This is a genomic window from Gloeocapsa sp. DLM2.Bin57 (assembly GCA_007693955.1).
Lineage (GTDB): Bacteria > Cyanobacteriota > Cyanobacteriia > Cyanobacteriales > Gloeocapsaceae > Gloeocapsa.
Window position 1 is genome coordinate 20,231 of record RECR01000068.1, and the last position, 16,698, is coordinate 36,928.

Consider the following 16,698-nt stretch of genomic DNA (forward strand, 5'->3'; position numbering starts at 1 on the left):
TTCACTCATGGCTTTCAGAAATAGCCCGAGTACAAGCCCAATTACTCGGTAAAGCTGAAGGCCAGCCCATCCTAATCGCTTCAGGACAAATCGCCATAATCGTTAACTGACAATCGATTAATTGAAAACCTTCTTTCTCACACTGTTTTAAACTTTGTTTCAGTATAGAATCATTATTAAACTCCAAAGTTTTGTTACACTGGATACATACTAAATGGTGGTGATGGTGAGGATGAGGATGGTTTAACTCATAGTGTTTATGACCTTCGGCTAGTTCTAACTCTCTGAGAATACCCATGCGTGACATAAGTTTGACACTACGATAAATAGTCGAGAGACTGATTCCCTCTCCTCTGGTTTCTAAGAGATTGTGTAATTCTTCAGCACTTAAATGATTACCTTGGGGTAAATTCTGAAAAACTTGTAGAATTTTCTCCCGTTGCGGTGTTAAGCGCCAACCCCTGGCATTTAGTTCTGATTTGAGAGATGTTGCTGTGTAGGGAGGCATAAATATAGTTTCAATAAGCTCATCTATTGACAATGATAAAGGTAATTGCTCAGTTTGGCAACATTTTTATTGTTAAAATACCCGTAGTGGTTAGAAAATAAGGACAATACTATTGATTAGAAATAATACTCAAACAAATTTCATCTTCTCCAATACCAAAATCCAGCAGTTCAGCCTCTTGGGGTTTACCACCATATTAGTCGCTTGTTTTTCTACTTTGAATATAATTATAGAATCTCAAGCAATGGCTCAAACCCTTACAGGAAATGACGCTAAACAACAATTACTTTCCACTAATCAATGTCCTGGTTGCGATCTCCAAGGTGCTGATTTAGAAGAAGCTAATCTCAGTAGTGCTAACTTGAGTGGTGCTAATCTCAGTGGTGCTGATTTAGAAGAAGCTAATCTCAGTGGTGCAAATTTGCAAAACGCTGATTTTACAGGAGCTGATTTAGAAGACGCCAACCTTACTAATGCTGATGTAACTGGTGCAAACTTCACAGGAGCAAAGTTACAAGGAGTTATCGGGTTAAATCGGTAAACTCAGGAGTTTAGACAAGATCCTAACCAATCTAAATAGGGTACAGCTCCTTGAACGATTGGTATAGCGATGATTTCGGGCACTTCGTAGGAGTGAATAGCAGTAATTTTCGCGGCAATAGTAGCAAAGAGATTTAAATCTGTTTTGATGACTAATTGCCATTCTGTATCTGAGTTAATTTCTCCTCGCCAACGATAAAGAGATTTAATGGGGTGAACACTGACACAAGCGGCTAAATGTTCGGTGATTAAAGCAGAAGCGATTGTTTCTGCTTCGGTTTCCGAACCTGCTGTTACTAAAATTAAACCGTATTTTTTACTCATCGGGAGTTCATCACGGTTAAGACTTGGTTAAGTTTACCACTACGGTAACCTTCCAAATCTAGGGTAACATAAATAAAACCATAACTCTGAAAGACTTCTACTAATTCGGGTAGATTGGTTTTACTGATAAATTCAGGTATTTGTTCTGCGGGTAATTCTATTCTAGCGGTATCTTCTACAGAACGTACTCTCAGATTCTTATAGCCTAGGTTACGTAAATACACCTCAGCCCTCCCTACTCTATGGAGTTTAGCGACGGTAATTTCTTCACCGTAGGGAAATCGTGAGGAGAGACAGGGTTGAGATGGTTTATCCCACCAGGGAAGATCAAGGATTTTACTGATTTCTCTGACTTCTAGTTTAGTGATTCCTAATTCAGCTAAAGGCGATCGCACTCCTCTTTCTTTAGCTGCTTGAATTCCGGGACGATAATCTTGTAAATCATCGGCGTTGACACCATCAATAACGTAGGGATAACCTCTTTCTAGGGCTATTGGTTTGAGGGTATCGTGAAGTTCACTTTTACAAAAATAACAGCGATTAACAGGGTTACTGGTGTAATTAGGGTTCTCCATTTCTCGGGTAAAGACTAATTCATGGGGTATCCCGATTATTTCTGCTTGAAATTGGGCTTCGTCTAATTCCTCTGGTAGCAAGGAGGGAGAGACTGCTGTAATCGCCAAGGCGCGATCGCCTAATACTTCATAGGCTATTTTGGCTACTAAAGTGCTATCTATTCCCCCAGAATAGGCAATCAGTGCTTTTTCTAACCCGCTAAATAATTCTTGTAGTTTGCTAAGTTTACTAGACATTTTTTTAAACAATTCTTCATATTTTATTTTACTTTTTTCTTGGCAAAATACCAAAATAGTGTTAAGATTAGAATCTATATTGGAGAGATGGCTGAGTCGGTCGAAAGCGGCAGATTGCTAATCTGTTGTACCATGTAAGTGGTACCGAGGGTTCGAATCCCTCTCTCTCCGTAACTTGATAATTTTTGTTAAGTCTTAGTGGTTACTTGTATAATTAGTTACTTTATAGCTTTAAGCTTGAAAATGTACTCAAGATACTAGACTCTCAAAGGAATTAAACCTATGCCTTTACAACTTGGTGATCAAGTTCCCGATTTTAAACAAGCTTCCTCGATGGGGGAAATTTCTTTTTATGAATGGGCTGGTGATAGTTGGGTAGTTCTTTTCTCTCACCCTGCTGATTATACCCCAGTTTGCACTACTGAATTAGGTACAGTAGCTAAACTTAAACCCGAATTTGACAAACGCAATGTCAAAACTATCGCCCTCAGTGTCGATGATGTAGAATCTCATTTAGGTTGGATCAAAGATATTGAGGAAACTCAAACTATTACCCTCAATTATCCCATTCTTGCCGATCCAGATCGCCAAGTCTCAGATCTCTACGGGATGATTCATCCTAATGCTAATAATACCCTAACCGTGCGCTCTGTGTTTATTATTGATCCACAGAAAAAATTACGTTTAACCATTACTTATCCTGCTAGTACTGGTCGTAACTTTGCTGAAATTTTAAGAGTTATTGACTCTTTACAATTGACAGATAACTATCAAGTAGCCACACCCGCTAATTGGGAAGATGGAGGAGATTGTGTGATTGTACCATCTCTTAAAGATCCTGAAGAATTAAAACAAAAATTTCCTAAAGGGTATCAAGAAGTTAAACCTTATTTACGTATGACTCCCCAACCTAATAAATAGAATTTATAGGGACTCATGGAGTCCCTTTATTGGTTATTTAATAATATATGATTTACTCATTTTCATCGCTATCATAACCCAAAGTTTTTTTAAGCCAAGTCAAAAATTTATTAACATCATCTCCCGAAATTTTGAGAATAGATACTACTCCAGTAATAATCAAAACTGCTCCGAGAAGAAAACTAAACCAAGAATCATTATCGTATAAATACAAACCCACTAAAACAATAAAATAAGGAGATAAGACTCCACTAATTTTTTCAATTACTGTGACTATTTCTTGAGGTTGGTTTTTAGTCAGAGGATTCTGAGGATTACTAGGCAGTATTGGTTCTTGTAATTTCCTTTGTGTCTCTGGTGGTGTTGTATCTTTGGGATCTCTGCTAAACATGATTTTTCTGCTCTCAATCTTTGTCAAATTATTATAACTATAGCAAGGAAGGTATTAGGAGTTAGATATTAGGTTTTATTATTACTAAACACTATACCACTTATTCCCTTTTACCTATTGCCTTTTAAACTAAATCTCACCTACTTCGGAAGTTTCGTTATCATGATTATCTAGAAGAGGTAAAATATCTGTTTCTAAATTATGATCAGGATGCTCTAAATCTGCGAAAGGATCTATTTCAAAAGAAGAAGTATTCCAATGATCTAAGATATCTTTAAATAATAACTCTTCAATCCAAGTTTTAGCTACTACAGTTAAAGGAAGCGCTAATAACAATCCTAATACCCCCAAAGCAGAAGTAAAGAAGATTTGCGCCATTAAAGTAACTGCGGGTAAGAGAGAAACTTGTTTAGCCATTACCATTGGTGTTAACCAATAACTCTCGATATTTTGAATAATAAAATACCAAATTAAAATAGCGATAATTTTCCAAGGCTCATCAAGGACTGCTACCATAATAGGAAAAATAACACTAGCAGTAGGACCAAAATTAGGAATAAAATTAAGTAACCCTGCTAATAAGGCATGAACTAACACAAAATCTATTTTTAAAACAGATAAACCAATACCGCTAAGACTACCAATAAAGAAACAATTAATTAAAATCCCAATTACCCAATTAGCGATCGAAGTTTCCGTTAAGGTGAGAATTTCATTAGCTCGACGACGATAAAAAGAGGGAAATAACCTTAATAAACCCTTGCGGTAGGCTTGGGGATCAACTAACATCATGACTGTAAGTACTATCACAAATAAAATCCTTAACAACACAAATAAGGAATTAGAAAATAACGCTAAAAAGTTTTTAAATAAATCTGTAGTAAAATTAGGTAATTGAATAACTAGGTCAGATAAAGTCGGTAATTCAGGTATCCAGTCTAGCTCTTGTTCTAATTTTTGTAAAGATTCATACACTTCGCGAGAAAATGCAGGTACTCTAGTCATTAGTTGCTGAAACTGTTCTATAAAAGCAGGAACAATCACTAATGTACAGAGAAAAGCAATAATAGTTGTAGCTAGTAAAACAATAACAATCGCCAGAGTACGATTAAATTGCCACCGTTGTAACCATCGCCACCTTTGTAACCGACAGACTAAACGGTTAAGTGCTGTAGCAATAATAACCGCAGTAAACACTAAAAGTATTAATTGACGGATGTGCCAAATTATATAGATGGCGAGTATTAAACTTAACAAGCCAAGCCATTGACCAAATTTCACCTAAATTACCTCTAAAGAGTTTACCTAATCAAAATAATACCAAAAAGAAGATGAAATATATAATTAGATCAGCCCAAGTCCTTTTACCTAATGGTGAGTTTGCTTTAACAGATGTCGCGGTAAACCAAGGCAAGATTACCACAATTGGGGACAATCTCCAAGATACAGAAGACACAGAAATTATCAAGGCAGAAGGATTAACCCTATTACCAGGAGTAATTGATCCTCAAGTTCATTTCCGCGAACCAGGTTTAGAGCATAAAGAAGATTTATTTACCGCTAGTTGTGCTTGTGCTAAAGGTGGAGTTACTTCTTTCCTAGAAATGCCCAATACTCGCCCCCTAACTATCAATCAAGCTACTTTAGATGATAAATTACAACGAGCAGCGAGTAAATGCGTAGTTAATTATGGATTTTTCATCGGTGCAACTGCTGATAATCTAGAAGATTTATTGACCGTAAACCCTGTCTGTGGTATCAAGATATTTATGGGTTCAATGCACGGGGATTTGTTAGTTAGTCAAGAAGAGAAATTAGAGCAGATTTTTGCTCACGGCGATCGCCTCATTGCTGTACACGCAGAAGATCAAGCTAGAATCAATCAACGTCGTCAACAGTTTGTCGGGATTACTACCCCTAGCATTCACTCAGAGATTCAAGACGAACAAGCAGCTCTCAACGCCACCCAATTAGCCGTTAAATTAGCCAAAAAATATCAACGTCGCTTACATATTTTACACCTATCTACGGGAATAGAAGCAGAATGGCTACGGGAAAATAAACCAGCTTGGGTAACCACAGAAGTAACCCCCCAACATCTATTACTCAATACCACCGCTTATGAGCAAATCGGAACATTAGCCCAGATGAATCCTCCCCTGCGATCGCCTGAAAATAACGCTATACTTTGGCAAGCCCTTGTTGATGGTGTTATTGACTTTATCGCCACGGATCATGCACCCCATACCCTAGCAGAAAAAGCCAAAACCTACCCCCATAGCCCTTCAGGAATGCCAGGAGTAGAAACCTCCCTAGCCTTAATGTTAACAGAAGCCATGAAAGGACGTTGCAGTGTTGCTCAAGTTTCCCACTGGATGTCAACTGCTGTAGCTAAAGGTTATAACATCCCTAACAAAGGTTTAATTACCCCTGGTTATGACGCCGATTTAATCCTGGTAGATTTAAACACCTATCGCCCTGTTGTACGTGAAGAATTATTAACTAAATCTGGCTGGAGTCCTTTTGAAGGGTGGAATCTCACGGGTTGGACAGTATTAACCATGGTTAATGGAGAAATTGTTTATCAAAACGGTAAAGTAGATACAAGCAAAAGGGGCAAAGCTCTAAAATTTGCTTAGAATAGAAACATAAGTAGGTTTTGAAGGTAAAATCACCATGGCAGGTTTAGGAGATCTAGTACAAAAAGCGATCTATCTCGGTATTGGTATAGCTGATTACGCCGCGGAAAGAGCAGGAATGACCTTTCAAGATTTGAGAGTTCAAGCTCAAAAAATTGCTGATGAGATGGTCGCCAGAGGTGAAATCAGTGTAGAAGATGCGCGCAAATATGTTGACGAATTAGTCAAAGAAGCTCAAGAATCTAACCCAGAATCGGTAGAAACTACTCAATCTAACGAGCCTCGGCGTATCGAAATAGTTAGTGATGACGAATAGAATAAAACCAAACAGAGGGAATAATGAAAGATTGGTCAGATGATATCTTTACTGCTTTAGAAAAAACTCTCAAAGACTTCGAGCAATTATCCTACAATATATCGGAATGGGTAGAAACAGTTACAGAAGAAGTCACCGAGGAAGTAATAGAAACGGTGGATTTTCTAACTGAACAAATAGATATTTACCTACCTAGAGAAATAGAAGACTTTGTCCAAGATGTACTGCAAACTTTTAGAGATATAGAAAATGATTGGTCAGGAGAAAACTTTAGAGATGATTTTTCCGAGGATAATCAAAATTACTGGCGTAACCCCTTTTATGATGATTTAGGTTGGAATCCTAAAATAGAACCAAGTTCTGAGTTTCATCCCGCTTGTATTGGCTGTGTTAACTATCATGGCAGAATCTATAATGGTAATATTTTAATCTGTGGAATGCACCCCTACGGTTGGGAAACAGAAGATTGTCCTGATTGGGAAAGTCAAGGCGATAAAGATTAGATTATTTTATAGTTAAATCAACTAAGAGATAACACCAGAATGATCACTCAACTACTTAATAATCGTTATCGCATTGTCCAAACTATCGGTAGGGGAGGCTTTGGGGAAACCTTTATAGCGACAGATACCCATATGCCTTCAGAACGTAAATGCGTGATTAAACAGCTCAAACCAGCGATTCAACCGCCAGAAACTTGGGTAAAAGAACGCTTTCAACGAGAAGCAGCTATTTTAGAGGAATTAGGAGAACATAGTCCCCAGATACCTCGCTTATACGCTTATTTCGCTGAAGGAAGTGACTTTTATCTAGTCCAAGAATTAATTCCTGGAATTAATCTCAGACAAAAAATAGCAGCAGATGGAGTATTAACCCCCAAAGAAGTAACAGATCTTCTCCTGAAGTTATTACCAGTTTTAGAATATACTCATAATCATAAAATTATTCATCGGGATATTAAACCAGAAAATATTATTCTACGGGAAAAGGATAACCTACCTGTATTAATCGATTTTGGCGCGCTAAAAGAAGCAATTATTACTCAAGCTAATCCACAAGCTAACTCAGTATCTATTAGTATTGGCACACCTGGTTATATGAGTTCAGAACAAGCAGCAGGTCGCCCTGTGTACTCTAGTGACCTCTATAGTCTCGGTTTGACCGCAATCTATCTATTAACGGGAAAAAGTCCCCAAGAATTACCAGTAGATTCCCAAACAGGAGAGATCCTCTGGCGAGAAGAAGCACCACAAATACATTCTAACCTAGCTTCGGTAATCGATCGCTCCATTCGCTTTCATCCGCGCGATCGCTTTCAAAACGCATCAGAAATGCTTAAAGCTTTAAACCCCGAAAATGCAGTACTAGAGTCTGATACTCACGTAGTAGCACCAGTATATAATAGCAGTAAACAAGAGATACCTACAGGGAGTACGGTAGTCTTAAACCATCCCTATCTGAAGGAATCGGGTAATAACCCTTTGAAAATGATCCTGTGGTTATTACTATTAGGAGCAGGGGTTACCCTAGGGGCGATCGCTTTACTAATTAGTTTAATCATACCACGTCCTCAAGATCGTCCTGCGGTTACTCCTGATGTAGAAGATACCTCAACCCCAGTAATCACTCTACCACCTTTAGAACCCCATCAACAGGGTGATTTAGAGCCTTTCGCCGAAGCTATACCTATTCCCGAAGAGGTAGCCGAAGTACCAGAAGCTGAACCCCCAGTAATTGAAACTCCAAGGGAACCCATAGCCCCAGAAGATACTCCTATCTTTACCTTGGGTACTACACAACAGGATATTGCAGCTAATCTTGGCAAACCAACTTCTCAATATAGAGGATATCATGACAAGACAATAGTGTGGGCTTATAGAGATTTAAGTCCAGGAGTAGAGGTAAGATATACATTTAATACTGAAAATGAAGAACTACGTCAGAGTGAGGCGATTTTCAACGAGGGAACTAGTTTAGAGATAATCGCAGAAACACTCAATCTTTTATTAGGAGGAGAAGCACCTAATTCCATTTCTAGCGCTCTAGAAGCAGTATATCGGAATCAAACTGATTTACGCTCTTTTACTTATCAAGATCAACGCGGAATGATTAGAAGAGATAATAGACAAAAAATTAAGATAATTATTTCGGCGTCTGATTTCAACTAAAATTATATGAGCACATCACCAAATAGTGACTTAGAAACCAATAATCATCAGGTGACTTCCCCAGAGCCAGTCAAAACCCCTCAACCGAGAGAATCATGGTATTTACCTAAATTACCCCTAAAAACGAAAATATTTAGACCCAATCGCTCTTATTCTCGTCTAGCTATCCTAGTATTGGGTTTAATTCTCATGGCTTTGGGATTAAGTTGGAAGGTAGCTTGGATTGGTTTACCTGGAGCTATTTTTTCCCTGTTATTATCCATAACGATTATTCTACCAGGTTTAAAGGCTTGGTTATTAACTTATCTTAGTCCCGATGAACGTCGCACTTTAGCTGGATTTATTGGTTTTATCTTCGCACTATTAGGATTATTTAACTATCTCGGTGTTTATAGGATAATTAGTGGTTGGCTAGATACGATCAAATGGGATGAATTTGGCTCATGGGCTGAATGGTTTGGAGCGTTTGGACAGATTTTAATCGCTGTATTAGCGGTATATGTGGCTTGGGAACAATATGTTATCTCTCGTGATTTAACGATTCAACAAAATAGAATTACTCAACAACAAACTATCGACGCTTATTTTCAAGGAGTGTCAGAATTAGCACTTAACGATGAAGGATTATTAGAAGATTGGCCCCAAGAAAGAGCGATCGCCGAAGGACGTACCGCAGCGATTATGAGTAGTATCGATGCCAATGGTAAAGCTAAAGTCTTACGGTTTTTGTCTCAATCTCGTCTGATTATCCCTTTAAAAAGAGATCAACAATTAGGAAGACCAATTTTAGACGGTTTAGGTAATTACGCCGAAGATCGCGCCAATGGTATCAGAGTGATTTCCCTAGGAGTAATGTTAGCAGGAGCAGATCTTTCTAGTCAAGATTTGCGCTGGACTGATTTAAGTGAAGCTAATATGGTAAGAGCTGACTTGAGTAAAACTGATTTAGTGAAAGCTAATCTAAGTCGTACTGTACTCTATGACGCTAATCTAAGTGGAGCGGATCTCAAATCCGCTCGTTTTTTCTATGGCTCAGCCGAAACTGCTACCCCTCGTAGTCGTAAATACCCCCCTAATTATGAGACGGGAGCTTATACGGGAGCTGTAGTAGAAAATGCAGACTTTAGTAATGTGCAAAATTTAAACCGTGAACAAAGATATTATATTTGTGCTTGGGGTGGTAAACTAACTAGAAGTACTGTTCCCGGTGGTTGTGAAGGTATTCCTAATCTGTTAGAGGGGGAGTAAGTTTGTTGGAGTTAGAAGCCGCTTTACAACGATTTTTTGGTTATTCTGTATTTCGTCCTCTCCAGGGTCAAATCGTCTCAGACGCTTTAGAAAACCGTGATTTATTAATAATTATGCCCACAGGTGGGGGAAAGTCTCTCTGTTATCAGTTACCCGCTTTATTACAACCTGGTTTGACTGTAGTGGTGTCTCCTTTAATCTCTTTAATGTTAGATCAAGTTGATGCTTTACAAAGTAGGGGGATTGGGGCGACTTTTTTAAATAGTAGTTTAAATTCAACAGAGATTAGTGAGCGAATTAGGGGAATTCTCCAAGGAAAGATTAAATTACTCTATGTTGCTCCTGAAAGGTTATTATCAGATAATTTTGCTATTTTATTAAATCAGATACAGCAACAGATAGGTATCTCTAGTTTTGCTATTGATGAAGCTCATTGTGTCTCAGAATGGGGTCACGATTTTCGCCCAGAATACCGTCAGATTAAACAATTACGCGATCGCTATCCGCGCATACCTATGTTAGCTCTAACGGCTACTGCTACGACAAAAGTACGTCAAGACATCATTCAACAGTTACAATTACGCGAACCGAGTATTTATATCGCTAGTTTTAATCGTCCTAATCTCTATTATAAAGTTGTCCCTAAAGATAAGCGGGGTTATGTCCAATTATTAAGTTATATCAAAAAACAATCGGGTTCGGGGATAGTTTATTGTCTGAGTCGTCGTCGGGTAGAAGAAGTAGCCTCGCGTCTTCAAGGCGATGGTATCTCAGCGTTAGCTTATCATGGGGGAATGGGGGATAGTACCAGGAGTTTACACCAGAATCGCTTTCTTAATAATGAAGTCAAGGTAATGGTAGCAACGATCGCCTTTGGAATGGGAATCAATAAACCCGATATCCGCTTTGTCTTTCACTACGATTTACCGAGAAGTTTAGAAAATTATTATCAAGAAGTAGGTAGAGCCGGAAGAGACGGTAAAAGCGCTCTGTGCGTGTTATTCTATGCTAAGGCTGATGTACGTGGAATCGACTATCTAATTAAACAAAAAAGTGATCCCAAAGAACAACTTTTAGCCCGTCAACGTCTCAATCACATGCTTAATTACGCAGAATCGCTCCAATGCAGACGTAAAATACAATTAAGTTATTTTGGGGAAAAATGGTCAGGAAATTGTCAAAATTGTGATAACTGTCTCAACACCCAACCCTCAGAAGATTGGACGATTGAAGCGCAAAAATTCCTTTCTTGTGTAGCACGTTGTCAAGAACGTTTTGGTATGAATCATATCGTCAATGTCTTGAGAGGATCACTTAATCAGAAAATTTTAAAATATGGACATCATCTCCTCTCTACCTATGGTATCGGTAAAGATATTAGCGCCGAAAATTGGCAAAAGTTAGGCAGATTTTTACTAGAGAAGAATTTACTCACCGCTACTTCTGATGGCTACGCTATCCTCAAGCTGAATAAATATAGTTGGGAAATTCTGCGCAATTTGCGTACCGTCTCCATTCCTCTTGAGAAAACAACAGCCAAAAAAGCCTTACCAGGGAAATCAGATTATCTCCCCGAAGCAATACCCACTAGGACAGAAATGATTACTTTAAGCTTATATCAACAAGGATTAAGCCCAGAAATTATCGCCATTGAACGTAATTTAACCATTCAAACCATTTATAAACATTTAAGCGAGTTAATCGCTCTCAATCAACCCGTTAACCTAGATTCTTTCGTATCACCCGCTAAACAAGAGGTCATTATAGCGGCTTTGCAAAAATTAGGGATGGATGCGAATGCTTTCAAACTGATTAAAGATCATCTCGGTGACGATTATAGTTATACAGAAATTATGTTAGTACGTGCTTGGTTAGAGAGAAGCTAAACATCTCAATTTGATCAGAAAAATGGGTTTAAAACCCCCTCCTTGGCAGATGGCTTTACTTTTTCATTATACTACTATTTGAATTGTAGAACGTGACTTAATCTAGGTTAGACTGGTTTAAGCTAAAGGTCAAGCATAAGATGATAGTTGACGAGTTCAAAATCAAAGCAAAACCCCACCAATATAAAGCTATTGACGAAGCTATTCGTATAGGTCAATTCATACCCTCTGACTCTGTGCTGTCATCATCCCCCAAAACCAGTTAATCTTATATTTGCTGACTTGAATATCGGTTAATCCTTGACTGTGAAATAATTGCTCAAACTCTTTAACGGTATAAGTATGTACATGAGCGCGATTAAATAAGCGTAACCATAAATCCAATAATCCACAAGTCCAATAGTCAGCACACCAATCAGTAATGACTAGATTACCGTTAGTTTTTACAACTCTGGTTGCTTCTTGTATCGCTACAACAGGATTAGGGAAATAATGAAAAGCACTGGTAGAAATCACTAGCTCAAAACTATTCTCGGTAAAGGGGAGATCCTCAGCACTACCTAAATGCAATTCTACTGTGTCTGGTAACCTCTGTTTAGCGATATTGAGCATTTCTAGAGAGTAATCTATCCCCACTAGTTTAGCTTCGGGAAATCGAGCTAACAGAGCTTGTAATAATAAACCAGTTCCACATCCTAAATCTAAGATCTGCTTAGGAGGGTTGATGTGTAATAGGTTAAGGGTTTTAGTAATACTTTTGTCTAGATAAATAGACCAACGGCGATCGTATTGGGGTGCTAGACGAGCGTATTCTTCTTGCACAGGTTTTAGGGTTTGTTTGCGCCACATTTTGCTAAAATATTGAACACGATAAGAACAATCAAACAATACTCATGGAACTAACTTTATTACTCAATTTACCAGAAGCTTACGCAATTTTTGACCCCCTGATTGATGTTTTACCCATAATTCCCGTATTTTTCCTGGCTCTTGCTTTTGTTTGGCAAGCTGCGGTAGGTTTTAAATAAGTTAATTTTGCTTGAGTATCCTAACCCCAAGGATGCTCAAGAATTTTTTTAGTAAAACCCTTGACAAATATGAGGTAGTTAATGTTAAGATAAAATACGTTAAAAGCTTTGGGGTGTAGCCAAGCGGTAAGGCAGCGGGTTTTGGTCCCGCCATTCCTAGGTTCGAATCCTAGCACCCCAGTTAAAATGATAATATTGTAAGCTTGGTTAAAACTAGTTAGGATAATGATATAAGCAATTTTAATCAGATTGATAACTCATGACTCTAACTCTCACTCCCTCTGCTCGCGTAAATTTTCCGACTATCCAACACTTAGCTAATGGATTAACCATCGTAGCAGAGCAAGTGCCTGTGGAAGCAGTAAATATGAATGTTTGGTTCAAGGTTGGTTCAGCTTATGAATCAGACGCTATTAACGGTATGGCTCATTTTCTCGAACACATGATTTTTAAAGGCACAAATAAACTAGAATGTGGAGAGTTTGAGCGTCAAATCGAAGCTAGAGGAGCGATTACCAACGCAGCAACTAGCCAAGATTATACTCAATATTATATTACTACCGCTCCTGGAGATTTTGCCCAACTCGCACCCCTACAGTTAGATGTTGTTTTTAATGCCGGAATTCCTGATTTAGCCTTTGAAAAAGAAAGACTCGTAGTTTTAGAAGAAATCAGACGCTCAGAAGATAGCCCTCAACGTCGTACTTTTGCTCGCGCGATGGAAACTTGTTTTAATAGTTTACCCTATCGTCGTCCTATTTTAGGTCCTCTTGAGGTAATCGAAGCTTTAACACCCCAACAAATGCGAGACTTTCACTCCTATTGGTATAAGCCACAGCATACTACAATTTCCGTTGTGGGTAATCTGCCTGTGGAAGAACTAATTAATATCGTTAGTGAGGGAGTTGAGCAAACTTATCAATCTACAGTTGATGATACTCTAGATTTTCTCCCCTTGTCTTGGTCAAATGAGCATCCTTTTGAAGAAATAGAGCGCAGAGAATATGTAGATTCTAGTTTACAACAGGCTCGCTTGGTGATGATGTGGCGCGTACCTGGTTTAAGTGATGTAGATGATACCTATCCTTTAGATATTATTGCAGCGATTTTAGGACAGGGTAAAGTTGCTCGTCTTTTTCGGGATTTACGGGAGGAAAGGGGTTTAGTTACTCAGATTAGCGCTAGTAATTTGACTCAATATCTCCAAGGGGTATTTTATATCAGCGCACGTTTACCTGTAGCTAATCTGGAGGTGGTAGAAGCAGAAATCGCCCTTCATATCGAAAAATTGCACCAAGAATTAATCACTGAAACAGAAATAGCGCGCATTCGCACCCAAGTAGCTAATAAATTTATTTTTGGTAATGAAAAACCAAGCGATCGCGCTTTATTGTATGGTTATTATCAATCCCTGTTAGCTTCTGTTGAACCCGCGATTAACTATCCTCATCAAATTCAGAGTATTAATCCTGTTCAATTGCAAAGTGCAGCTCAAAAATATCTTAATCCAGAAGCTTACGGTGTAGTTGTCATTAAACCTGCTTAACCCATGTGGAATCAAATTAGCACCCAAATTAGCCAAGTTACGGGAAAACCCTTTAAAATCAGCGATCGCCGTTCTGTAAGTGGTGGTTGTATTAATCAGGGTTACCAACTCATTGACGATAATCAAAGTTATTTTCTCAAAATCAATCAAGCTAGTCGTCTAGAAATGTTTAGAGCTGAAGCTTTAGGTTTAAAACAAATGCTAGAAACTAAGACTATTAGAGTACCTCAACCTATATGTTATGGTACGGAAGCTAGCTCCAGCTATTTAGTTTTAGAATGGCTAGATTTTGCTAGAGGTGGAGATAATCAAGCTTGGGAAAAAATGGGGCGAAAACTGGCTAATATGCACCAAGTTCAAGGAGTTAATCAATTTGGTTGGGAACAAAATAACACCATTGGTTCAACTCCTCAAATCAACACTTGGACTCCTAATTGGGCTGATTTTTTTGCTGAACATCGTATTGGTTATCAATTGAAACTAGCTAGACGTCGGGGGGGGAACCTCCCTGACTCTGAACTAGTTATAGCCAAAGTCAGAGAATTTTTGCAAGATAGACACCCTCAACCCTCTTTAGTACATGGTGATTTGTGGTCAGGAAATGTGGCTATTCTAGAATCTGGCGAACCAGTTATTTTAGATCCCGCGATTTATTATGGCGATCGCGAGGTTGACATTGCCATGACTGAGTTATTCGGTGGTTTTCCTGGTGCTTTTTATCGAGGTTATGAAGAGGTTTGGTCTTTAGATCCAGGCTATCAGAAGCGTAAACCCCTCTATAACCTCTACCATATTCTTAATCACTTTAATCTCTTTGGTGGGGGTTATGGTGCTCAAGCTAACAGGATGTTGTTGCAAATACTTTAACGAAAGCGTTTTTTCCGACGCGCAACAGCTTTGCGTTTACGCTTTTCAATTGGTGTTTCGTAGTGACGACGGCGTTTGATATCGGCAAAAATACCAGCTTTAGAAACTTGACGTTTAAAGCGTCTGAGTGCAGATTCTATATTTTCATTTTGTCCTACGATAACTTGGGTCATTCATTATCCTCCTAATTGGTTTTTTAAAATTTGGTTAATACCGTCTTTTTTCAGACACAGTTAACCAGATTAATTATAACATATCAAGAGCGAATCAATAACCGACGCATCCAACGATGTTCAATACCCGCATCGAGAAATACTTCTCCAAAAGTACTAAACCCTAATTTTTGATAGAATTTAAGGGCTGCTAATTGTGCACCAAGAATAACGATGGCAACGTTAGTGTGTTGTTGTAAATCCTTGAGAATAAAGTTAATTAGCCTACTACCGTATCCTTGACCTTGGTATGACTCTAAAATCGCTACTCTCTCTATTTTCGCTTCTTGTGGATTAATTAAACGAACTCTAGCTGTACCAATAGCTAACTTATCAACATAAACAAGATAGTGTGTCGCTTCTTGATCTAAACCATCAATTTCCAACTCTTCAGGGACGTTTTGTCCTACAATAAAGACTTGACGGCGAATATCATAACAGATAGTTAAATCAGCTTCATTACCCTGAATTTTAACAATGCGCATAAGAATATTGTACCCTAGGCTTAGAATAACTTTTAAAAATCATGTTTACCAATAATCTAGGTATCATCATCGGTGGTTTAGCACCTGCTTTATTGTTTGGAGTTTTTGCTATTTTAACTAAAGCAAGTACTCAGTATAACTTAGGATCTAGTTTTTTTATCATCATCGTTGGGATTGCTTGTATAGTTTTAGGTTTAGGTAGTGTTCCTATCTTGGCTGATAATTTGGGTAAACTATCTTTGATGGGTGTCTTGTTAGCTGGGTTAGGTGGATTAGCTTGGGGTTTGGGCATGTTGCTAGTTAATGTGGCGATCGCCAAGTTTGACACCCCTATTTCTCTGTTAGCCCCCATTTATAACATGAATACCCTAGTGTCGATTCTATTGGGGTTATGGATTTTTGCAGAATGGCGTCATGTTTCTCTGCCAACCTTAATGTTAGGCTCTTTTTTAATTACTCTCGGTGGAGTTATTCTTTCTAAAGCTTAGGAGGGAAGAGGAGTTAGGTATTAGGTGTTAGGTTTTATTCCAAATTAATTCTTCATGGCCAAGACTGCCTTCGTTAAGAAATTATAAGTTTTACTCCTAGTAGATTTAGTTTAACCGCGAGAAGCCTCAAGCTTTATTTTCTCAAATAAGCGTGAGATGAATCGCGTCCTTATTTTATTTCATCTTGATTCTGTATATAAGTTTTAAGGGTTGAAATAGTAACACCACCACAACTAGCCACAAAATATGAACCATTCCAAAATACATCTTTATGGTAGCTTTGCTCTATCTCAGGGAATTCTTGTCTTAACCTTCTACT

The 16,698-nt window shown here is 38.3% G+C and carries 20 protein-coding genes, 2 tRNA genes and 2 pseudogenes; 15 read left to right on the forward strand and 9 right to left on the reverse strand.

Annotated features, from left to right (window positions below; all coding sequences use genetic code 11):
* Position 1: 1 nt before the first annotated feature.
* On the reverse strand, positions 2 to 508 hold the full coding sequence (locus tag EA365_08625; GenBank protein TVQ45123.1) for a transcriptional repressor: 507 nt from the start codon (positions 506 to 508) through the stop codon (positions 2 to 4).
* Positions 509 to 752: 244 nt separating this feature from the next.
* Between EA365_08625 and EA365_08630 the strand changes: the two genes are divergently transcribed.
* Positions 753 to 1,049: a pentapeptide repeat-containing protein gene (locus EA365_08630; GenBank protein TVQ45143.1), complete on the forward strand. Its 297-nt coding sequence runs from the start codon at positions 753 to 755 to the stop codon at positions 1,047 to 1,049.
* A 2-nt stretch (positions 1,050 to 1,051) separates the two neighbouring features.
* Here EA365_08630 and EA365_08635 read toward each other — a convergent pair whose 3' ends face one another.
* Both EA365_08635 and larE read right to left on the reverse strand, forming a co-directional pair.
* Positions 1,052 to 1,372 carry a divalent-cation tolerance protein CutA gene (locus EA365_08635; GenBank protein ID TVQ45124.1) on the reverse strand — a complete coding sequence of 107 codons (321 nt, stop codon included), beginning with the start codon at positions 1,370 to 1,372 and terminating at the stop codon, positions 1,052 to 1,054.
* Positions 1,369 to 2,184 carry an ATP-dependent sacrificial sulfur transferase LarE gene (gene larE, locus EA365_08640; GenBank protein TVQ45125.1) on the reverse strand — a complete coding sequence of 272 codons (816 nt, stop codon included), beginning with the start codon at positions 2,182 to 2,184 and terminating at the stop codon, positions 1,369 to 1,371. Before larE ends, EA365_08635 begins: the two co-directional genes overlap by 4 nt.
* An 81-nt stretch (positions 2,185 to 2,265) precedes the next feature.
* Here larE and EA365_08645 point away from each other — a divergent pair.
* Both EA365_08645 and EA365_08650 read left to right on the forward strand, forming a co-directional pair.
* Positions 2,266 to 2,355 (forward strand) — tRNA-Ser (locus tag EA365_08645).
* A 111-nt stretch (positions 2,356 to 2,466) separates the two neighbouring features.
* Positions 2,467 to 3,105 carry a peroxiredoxin gene (locus EA365_08650; protein TVQ45126.1) on the forward strand — a complete coding sequence of 213 codons (639 nt, stop codon included), beginning with the start codon at positions 2,467 to 2,469 and terminating at the stop codon, positions 3,103 to 3,105.
* Positions 3,106 to 3,157: 52 nt separating this feature from the next.
* Here EA365_08650 and EA365_08655 read toward each other — a convergent pair whose 3' ends face one another.
* Positions 3,158 to 3,496: a hypothetical protein gene (locus EA365_08655; protein ID TVQ45127.1), complete on the reverse strand. Its 339-nt coding sequence runs from the start codon at positions 3,494 to 3,496 to the stop codon at positions 3,158 to 3,160.
* A 129-nt stretch (positions 3,497 to 3,625) separates the two neighbouring features.
* Positions 3,626 to 4,777, reverse strand: coding sequence for an AI-2E family transporter (locus tag EA365_08660; GenBank protein TVQ45128.1), 1,152 nt, complete (start codon positions 4,775 to 4,777; stop codon positions 3,626 to 3,628).
* A 50-nt stretch (positions 4,778 to 4,827) separates the two neighbouring features.
* On the opposite strand from EA365_08660, the gene EA365_08665 reads away from it, so the two are divergent.
* The 7 genes and pseudogenes from EA365_08665 (at position 4,828) to EA365_08695 (ending at position 11,983) form a co-directional block, all read left to right on the forward strand.
* Complete coding sequence (locus EA365_08665; protein ID TVQ45129.1) at positions 4,828 to 6,135, forward strand: dihydroorotase; 1,308 nt, start codon at positions 4,828 to 4,830, stop codon at positions 6,133 to 6,135.
* Between the two features lie 37 nt (positions 6,136 to 6,172).
* A pseudogene (locus EA365_08670) lies at positions 6,173 to 6,445 on the forward strand (hypothetical protein).
* A gap of 29 nt (positions 6,446 to 6,474) precedes the next feature.
* Entirely contained in the window at positions 6,475 to 6,954 is a 480-nt protein-coding gene (locus EA365_08675; protein TVQ45130.1) for a hypothetical protein, read from the forward strand.
* A 39-nt stretch (positions 6,955 to 6,993) separates the two neighbouring features.
* Positions 6,994 to 8,619, forward strand: a complete 1,626-nt coding sequence (locus EA365_08680; GenBank protein TVQ45131.1) for a serine/threonine protein kinase — start codon at positions 6,994 to 6,996, stop codon at positions 8,617 to 8,619.
* Between the two features lie 6 nt (positions 8,620 to 8,625).
* Positions 8,626 to 9,867, forward strand: coding sequence for a pentapeptide repeat-containing protein (locus EA365_08685; GenBank protein TVQ45132.1), 1,242 nt, complete (start codon positions 8,626 to 8,628; stop codon positions 9,865 to 9,867).
* 2 nt (positions 9,868 to 9,869) lie between these two features.
* The gene (gene recQ / locus EA365_08690; GenBank protein TVQ45133.1) at positions 9,870 to 11,753 is read left to right on the forward strand and encodes a DNA helicase RecQ; all 1,884 of its coding nucleotides are present in this window, start codon (positions 9,870 to 9,872) and stop codon (positions 11,751 to 11,753) included.
* Positions 11,754 to 11,893: 140 nt separating this feature from the next.
* Positions 11,894 to 11,983 (forward strand): annotated as a pseudogene (locus EA365_08695) (transposase).
* Here EA365_08695 and EA365_08700 read toward each other — a convergent pair.
* A complete protein-coding gene (locus EA365_08700) occupies positions 11,973 to 12,602 on the reverse strand; it encodes a methyltransferase domain-containing protein (GenBank protein TVQ45134.1) in 630 nt (209 codons plus the stop codon). The pseudogene EA365_08695 and the gene EA365_08700 overlap by 11 nt on opposite strands.
* Before the next feature lie 44 nt (positions 12,603 to 12,646).
* Between EA365_08700 and EA365_08705 the strand changes: the two genes are divergently transcribed.
* From EA365_08705 to EA365_08720, 4 genes are all read left to right on the forward strand, one after another.
* The gene (locus EA365_08705; GenBank protein TVQ45135.1) at positions 12,647 to 12,781 is read left to right on the forward strand and encodes a photosystem II reaction center protein K; all 135 of its coding nucleotides are present in this window, start codon (positions 12,647 to 12,649) and stop codon (positions 12,779 to 12,781) included.
* A gap of 109 nt (positions 12,782 to 12,890) precedes the next feature.
* A tRNA-Gln gene (locus EA365_08710) sits at positions 12,891 to 12,962 on the forward strand.
* Positions 12,963 to 13,040: 78 nt separating this feature from the next.
* Positions 13,041 to 14,327: an insulinase family protein gene (locus EA365_08715; GenBank protein ID TVQ45136.1), complete on the forward strand. Its 1,287-nt coding sequence runs from the start codon at positions 13,041 to 13,043 to the stop codon at positions 14,325 to 14,327.
* A gap of 3 nt (positions 14,328 to 14,330) precedes the next feature.
* A complete protein-coding gene (locus EA365_08720; protein TVQ45137.1) occupies positions 14,331 to 15,194 on the forward strand; it encodes a fructosamine kinase family protein in 864 nt (287 codons plus the stop codon).
* Here the strand turns inward: EA365_08720 and EA365_08725 are convergent.
* Together EA365_08725 and EA365_08730 are read right to left on the reverse strand one after the other, a co-directional pair.
* Positions 15,191 to 15,367 carry a 30S ribosomal protein S21 gene (locus EA365_08725; protein ID TVQ45138.1) on the reverse strand — a complete coding sequence of 59 codons (177 nt, stop codon included), beginning with the start codon at positions 15,365 to 15,367 and terminating at the stop codon, positions 15,191 to 15,193. The two genes, EA365_08720 and EA365_08725, sit on opposite strands and share 4 nt — an antisense overlap.
* Before the next feature lie 83 nt (positions 15,368 to 15,450).
* Positions 15,451 to 15,891 carry a GNAT family N-acetyltransferase gene (locus EA365_08730; GenBank protein ID TVQ45139.1) on the reverse strand — a complete coding sequence of 147 codons (441 nt, stop codon included), beginning with the start codon at positions 15,889 to 15,891 and terminating at the stop codon, positions 15,451 to 15,453.
* Between the two features lie 41 nt (positions 15,892 to 15,932).
* Between EA365_08730 and EA365_08735 the strand changes: the two genes are divergently transcribed.
* The gene (locus tag EA365_08735) at positions 15,933 to 16,379 is read left to right on the forward strand and encodes a hypothetical protein (GenBank protein TVQ45140.1); all 447 of its coding nucleotides are present in this window, start codon (positions 15,933 to 15,935) and stop codon (positions 16,377 to 16,379) included.
* 169 nt (positions 16,380 to 16,548) lie between these two features.
* Here EA365_08735 and EA365_08740 read toward each other — a convergent pair.
* Positions 16,549 to 16,698 (reverse strand): IS200/IS605 family transposase (locus EA365_08740; protein ID TVQ45141.1); only part of this gene is annotated, 150 nt, incomplete at its 5' end.

What these genes read in the sequence shown, in the direction of transcription:
- EA365_08625 (TVQ45123.1), bottom strand. Translation starts at nt 508, where the DNA reads ATGCCTCCCTACACAGCAACATCTCTCAAATCAGAACTAAATGCCAGG.
- EA365_08630 (TVQ45143.1), top strand. Translation starts at nt 753, where the DNA reads ATGGCTCAAACCCTTACAGGAAATGACGCTAAACAACAATTACTTTCC.
- EA365_08635 (TVQ45124.1), bottom strand. Translation starts at nt 1,372, where the DNA reads ATGAGTAAAAAATACGGTTTAATTTTAGTAACAGCAGGTTCGGAAACC.
- larE (TVQ45125.1), bottom strand. Translation starts at nt 2,184, where the DNA reads ATGTCTAGTAAACTTAGCAAACTACAAGAATTATTTAGCGGGTTAGAA.
- EA365_08650 (TVQ45126.1), top strand. Translation starts at nt 2,467, where the DNA reads ATGCCTTTACAACTTGGTGATCAAGTTCCCGATTTTAAACAAGCTTCC.
- EA365_08655 (TVQ45127.1), bottom strand. Translation starts at nt 3,496, where the DNA reads ATGTTTAGCAGAGATCCCAAAGATACAACACCACCAGAGACACAAAGG.
- EA365_08665 (TVQ45129.1), top strand. Translation starts at nt 4,828, where the DNA reads ATGAAATATATAATTAGATCAGCCCAAGTCCTTTTACCTAATGGTGAG.
- EA365_08675 (TVQ45130.1), top strand. Translation starts at nt 6,475, where the DNA reads ATGAAAGATTGGTCAGATGATATCTTTACTGCTTTAGAAAAAACTCTC.
- EA365_08680 (TVQ45131.1), top strand. Translation starts at nt 6,994, where the DNA reads ATGATCACTCAACTACTTAATAATCGTTATCGCATTGTCCAAACTATC.
- EA365_08685 (TVQ45132.1), top strand. Translation starts at nt 8,626, where the DNA reads ATGAGCACATCACCAAATAGTGACTTAGAAACCAATAATCATCAGGTG.
- EA365_08700 (TVQ45134.1), bottom strand. Translation starts at nt 12,602, where the DNA reads ATGTGGCGCAAACAAACCCTAAAACCTGTGCAAGAAGAATACGCTCGT.
- EA365_08705 (TVQ45135.1), top strand. Translation starts at nt 12,647, where the DNA reads ATGGAACTAACTTTATTACTCAATTTACCAGAAGCTTACGCAATTTTT.
- EA365_08715 (TVQ45136.1), top strand. Translation starts at nt 13,041, where the DNA reads ATGACTCTAACTCTCACTCCCTCTGCTCGCGTAAATTTTCCGACTATC.
- EA365_08720 (TVQ45137.1), top strand. Translation starts at nt 14,331, where the DNA reads ATGTGGAATCAAATTAGCACCCAAATTAGCCAAGTTACGGGAAAACCC.
- EA365_08725 (TVQ45138.1), bottom strand. Translation starts at nt 15,367, where the DNA reads ATGACCCAAGTTATCGTAGGACAAAATGAAAATATAGAATCTGCACTC.
- EA365_08730 (TVQ45139.1), bottom strand. Translation starts at nt 15,891, where the DNA reads ATGCGCATTGTTAAAATTCAGGGTAATGAAGCTGATTTAACTATCTGT.
- EA365_08735 (TVQ45140.1), top strand. Translation starts at nt 15,933, where the DNA reads ATGTTTACCAATAATCTAGGTATCATCATCGGTGGTTTAGCACCTGCT.